This is a genomic window from Streptomyces sp. ASQP_92 (genome assembly GCF_025399895.1).
GTDB lineage: Bacteria > Actinomycetota > Actinomycetes > Streptomycetales > Streptomycetaceae > Streptomyces.
Genome location: NZ_JAODUA010000050.1, coordinates 1 through 3,619, shown reverse-complemented (window position 1 = coordinate 3,619; position 3,619 = coordinate 1). Strand labels below are relative to the sequence as shown.

General features: G+C 66.9%; 4 protein-coding genes. All 4 read right to left on the bottom strand.

Going from position 1 to position 3,619, the window contains the following annotated elements:
• Positions 1-54: 54 nt before the first annotated feature.
• Positions 55-429, bottom strand: a complete 375-nt coding sequence (locus tag N4G70_RS36820) for a hypothetical protein (RefSeq protein WP_261717146.1) — start codon at positions 427-429, stop codon at positions 55-57.
• A 22-nt stretch (positions 430-451) separates the two neighbouring features.
• The gene (locus N4G70_RS36815) at positions 452-1,399 is read right to left on the bottom strand and encodes a hypothetical protein (RefSeq protein WP_261717145.1); all 948 of its coding nucleotides are present in this window, start codon (positions 1,397-1,399) and stop codon (positions 452-454) included.
• 699 nt (positions 1,400-2,098) lie between these two features.
• The gene (locus N4G70_RS36810) at positions 2,099-2,413 is read right to left on the bottom strand and encodes a helix-turn-helix transcriptional regulator (RefSeq protein ID WP_261717144.1); all 315 of its coding nucleotides are present in this window, start codon (positions 2,411-2,413) and stop codon (positions 2,099-2,101) included.
• Positions 2,410-3,474 carry a tyrosine-type recombinase/integrase gene (locus N4G70_RS36805; protein ID WP_261717143.1) on the bottom strand — a complete coding sequence of 355 codons (1,065 nt, stop codon included), beginning with the start codon at positions 3,472-3,474 and terminating at the stop codon, positions 2,410-2,412. The genes N4G70_RS36810 and N4G70_RS36805 overlap by 4 nt, the downstream gene beginning before the upstream one ends.
• Positions 3,475-3,619 lie beyond the last annotated feature (145 nt).

Sequence of the window (3,619 nt, the reverse complement as noted above, 5' to 3'; positions counted from 1 at the left end):
AAAGCGCACATGTTCCGGCGAACCCGTGCGAGGTGCTGCCGAAACTTCACGGGTTCAAGCAGACGGAGAGACCATCCCGGTCACGGCTTCGGGGATCAGCGCAATCAGCTGCTGAGACCAGCAGTCCGACTGCTGTGTCGCGACCTCCGCTTCGCAGTTGCCACAGACGAGGTTGGGGCCGTCCAGGCCGTCGAGTCCACAGCATCCGTTGCGACGCCTGGGGTCAGGGTGTCTGGTCAACCCCATGATGTCGTCGGGGTTCAGGACCAGTGCGCCAGTATGGGGACTGACCGCATACGACCCACGCGGCAGAAGCGGTGGCAAGAATCGGTGTCCCGGGGCTTCCTCGGTGACCGGCGGCGGCATCGGCACCTCCCGAAGATCAGGACTCATCCGCTGCTGACAGTTGGTGCAAGAGAAGGCGGTCATGCCCGCAATTCTGTACGAGTTTTCAGCGCGGCCTCCTGGCATTTCGGCTGGCATCCGGAAGCGGGAGCCGCCCCTCGTCGACGTGATCGGCCAGATAGATCATGGTGGCCTCGGGGTCCATGCCGAACGCGGCGGCGATGAGCTTGGGGTCCATGGTGTTGACCAGCTCGAGCAGTCGAGTGCAGCGGATCATGCGGGGTGGGAAGCCGCAGGCGTCAAGGACGTGACTGACATAGGCGGTGGACGCCGGCCCCCGGCCGGACTTCGTCTGGCGGGTGACCATCACATGCGGGTTATCAGTCTTCTGGTCTTCGCGGTGGGCAAGGCAGCGTTCCACGGCCGCCCAGGACGGCGGATCCAAAGGGACCGGATGCGGGCGGTCGCCGAGCCGGGCGGTCCGGGCATGAAGGTCGATGTCAACGGTCTGGAGCATTTTGACCTCACGGCTTGAGGCGCCGTGCAACAGGGCGAGCATGCCCAGTAGTGCTTCGTGCGGGTGGACGGCTGGATCCGTTGTCCAGCGGCGAAACAGCAGACGTTGCTGGTCAAGCGTCAGAGTCGCGCCAGTGAAGCCGCTCGGTCCTCCGGCGGTCAACCCGCGGGCGGGATCGACGAGGACGATCTTCTGGGATCGCGCGAAGCGGAAGAACTGTCCGAGCACCACCAGTCGACGCTTTCGGGCCTTGGGCGAGCCGGCCAGGAAAGCTTCGAGATCGTGCACGTCGGTCAGTGCCCAGTCCTGCTTTCCGCGCTCACCTGCGAGGAACAGGGCAAGGTCACGCACGATGGCCAGTGCGGCTTCGATGGTCCCGTCAGTGCGGGGCAGCGTTCCGGCACGCCGTGACCGCTCGCGTGAGCGGATCATGAAGTCGGAGAAGGCCTCCACGGAAGGTCGCAGGGGCTCCGGGACCGCGAGAACCCGGCGTTGCCGGCGGCCGACCGCGAGCCGCTCGCCCTGGTCGGTGGCCATGGCCAGACCGCGACTGGTAAAGAAGGCTTCTAGGGCGCGGGCGAGGGAGCCCATCGACCGCCCCGGGCGGCGGGAACGTTCGAGTACGGACTGGGGGAGGCTGGGCTGGCCGTCCCGAAGTGCAGGCCCGGCCGACGGAGTACTTGGCGGCGAGATCTGTCGTGAAGTCCGGGAGCCAGTCGGGGGGATTGTCGAGTTCGGCGATGAGGTGCTCGGCCCGGACGAAGGGACGGTCGGGGTGACGCTGCCAGCAGGCCGAGCACAGCCCCAGCCCTGCGTGCTTCCGTACTCTGCCGCATTGCTCACAGGCCCGGGGCGGCTGTTTGGCCTGCCGGGGACGCGAGCAGTGCCCGCACCAGCCAGTGTCCTCGCGCAGATATCCGGGTCGGCTGCAGCGAGGGCATGGATCCTTGGCCGCGTCGCGTTCGGACTCCCGCAGGCAAGTGCGGCAGAGTGCCGAGGATTTACTCCGTACCGGGTGTCCGCATGCGGTGCATATGCGTGAGCAGGTGATGCACCGGCCGGTGTCCGCCTGGAGAACGCGCTGCTGGCCGCACCGGGGACAAGCGGCCCGGGCCTCGGCCTCCTTCTGCCGGGCAGTGCAGCGGCAGCAGTGGTGCCGGTCGATGAAGCCGACCGGGGCTCCGCAGCCGACGCAGTCGCTCTGTTTGACGCCCACGATGCCCCCTCATCTCCGGGTCAGATAGGTGGCATCGAGCGGCCTCGCGCGGAGGCCACTTTCGGCAGGTTGGCGACCGGTCGCGGTGGAACCGCAGGACGCTCGACGGGGGTGGTGTCGACCTCGAAAAGGTCGTTGGGGGTGCAGTCCAGCGCGGTGCACAACGCGATCAGCGTGGACATCTTCACCTGGGAGGGCTCTTTGCTGAACAGCGCAGACACCGAGGCAGAGGACATTTGCAGACCTGCGCGTTCGGCCAGCAGCCGCTGCAGCTGGGTGCCGGTCCAGATCTCGCGTTGGGCAGCGGCCATCCGCAAACGCCATCGGATCTTCATGCGGAGCTGTCCCCCTCAGCGGTCAGCTCGCCGAGCGTGGTGGTCACCGCGCGACGATATGCATCCTCGATGAACGTCGCGGAGGGACGGACGTATCTCATGGTCGAACTGACCGTCCAATGACCAAGGAGCTGCTGGATTGCCACCAAGTCCACACCACGCTCGTAGTTATGGGTCGCGCAGGCCCGCCGCAGGGCATGCGGACTGAACCGGTCGGTCGCCGGACGGCCTTCGAGTTCCATCAGATAGCGCAAGCGATTGCGAATCGTCCCGCGGTGCAGACTGCCTCCGGACTCGTCCGCAAACAGCACCGGCGAGTCGGGGAACTTCCCGCGGACGTCGTCGAGAAACCAGCGCAGGACAAGGTCGAGCCCGTCCAGCATCGGCACCCAGCGCGGCCGCGGTCCGGATGTGCGGGCGCCTTTGCCGAACCGGACGTGGAGCTTCCCGAACGGTCCCCGCGTGAAGTGGAGGTCCGGGCGGTCCAGAAGCGACACCTCTTCGGACCTCAGGCCGGCGTGATAGAGGGTCCGGAACATCGCATAGTCCCGGGCGGCGGGTGCGTACTTGCGGGCGGTGGCGATCCGGGCCTTGAGGAAGTCGAAGAACTCCGCGACCCGCTCTGGGGTCGGTGGCGGCAGCTGGGCCGGGGAGTCATCGCCGACATGCCGGGCCGCGTTGAACTCATCGACCGGGCAGACCAGGCGAACGCCGAAACCGGCTTCGATCTCGACGGCCTTGCGGACCTGCAGAAACCGGTGAAAGCCCTTGAAGATCTGCACGTACTCGCGCCGGGTCGAGGCCGCCCGCCCGGCAAGAGCCAGGTCTCCGACGACGCGGTCGATGTCTTCGGGGGTGACGTCCCAGGCGGGCCGGCCCAGTGCGGTGAGCGTGCGTTCCAGCAGTCCGATGTCGTTCTCGACGGTCACCGGGCTGAACCCACGAGCTCGCCATGAGGCGACGAACGCCTCAACGCAGTCGGCCTGAAACTCCCACGGATCGGCGGTCACCGGCTCCAGCAGTACGGCACCGCCCTGGACCACCCTCAACTGGGATGCCACCGGCACACCTTCCTCGCACCTGACCGATCAAGGCAGCACCTGGAGAATCCGGGCACCACCACGAAGACCAACGAGGACAGCAGGAGATGGATACGGGCCGGTGGCAGCGGCGATCCACGAAAAGGAACATGTGCCAGCCCCAGAT

Excerpts from the sequence above, each read along its gene's own strand:
- N4G70_RS36820 (WP_261717146.1), bottom strand. The coding sequence starts at position 429 with ATGACCGCCTTCTCTTGCACCAACTGTCAGCAGCGGATGAGTCCTGAT.
- N4G70_RS36815 (WP_261717145.1), bottom strand. The coding sequence starts at position 1,399 with ATGGCCACCGACCAGGGCGAGCGGCTCGCGGTCGGCCGCCGGCAACGC.
- N4G70_RS36810 (WP_261717144.1), bottom strand. The coding sequence starts at position 2,413 with ATGAAGATCCGATGGCGTTTGCGGATGGCCGCTGCCCAACGCGAGATC.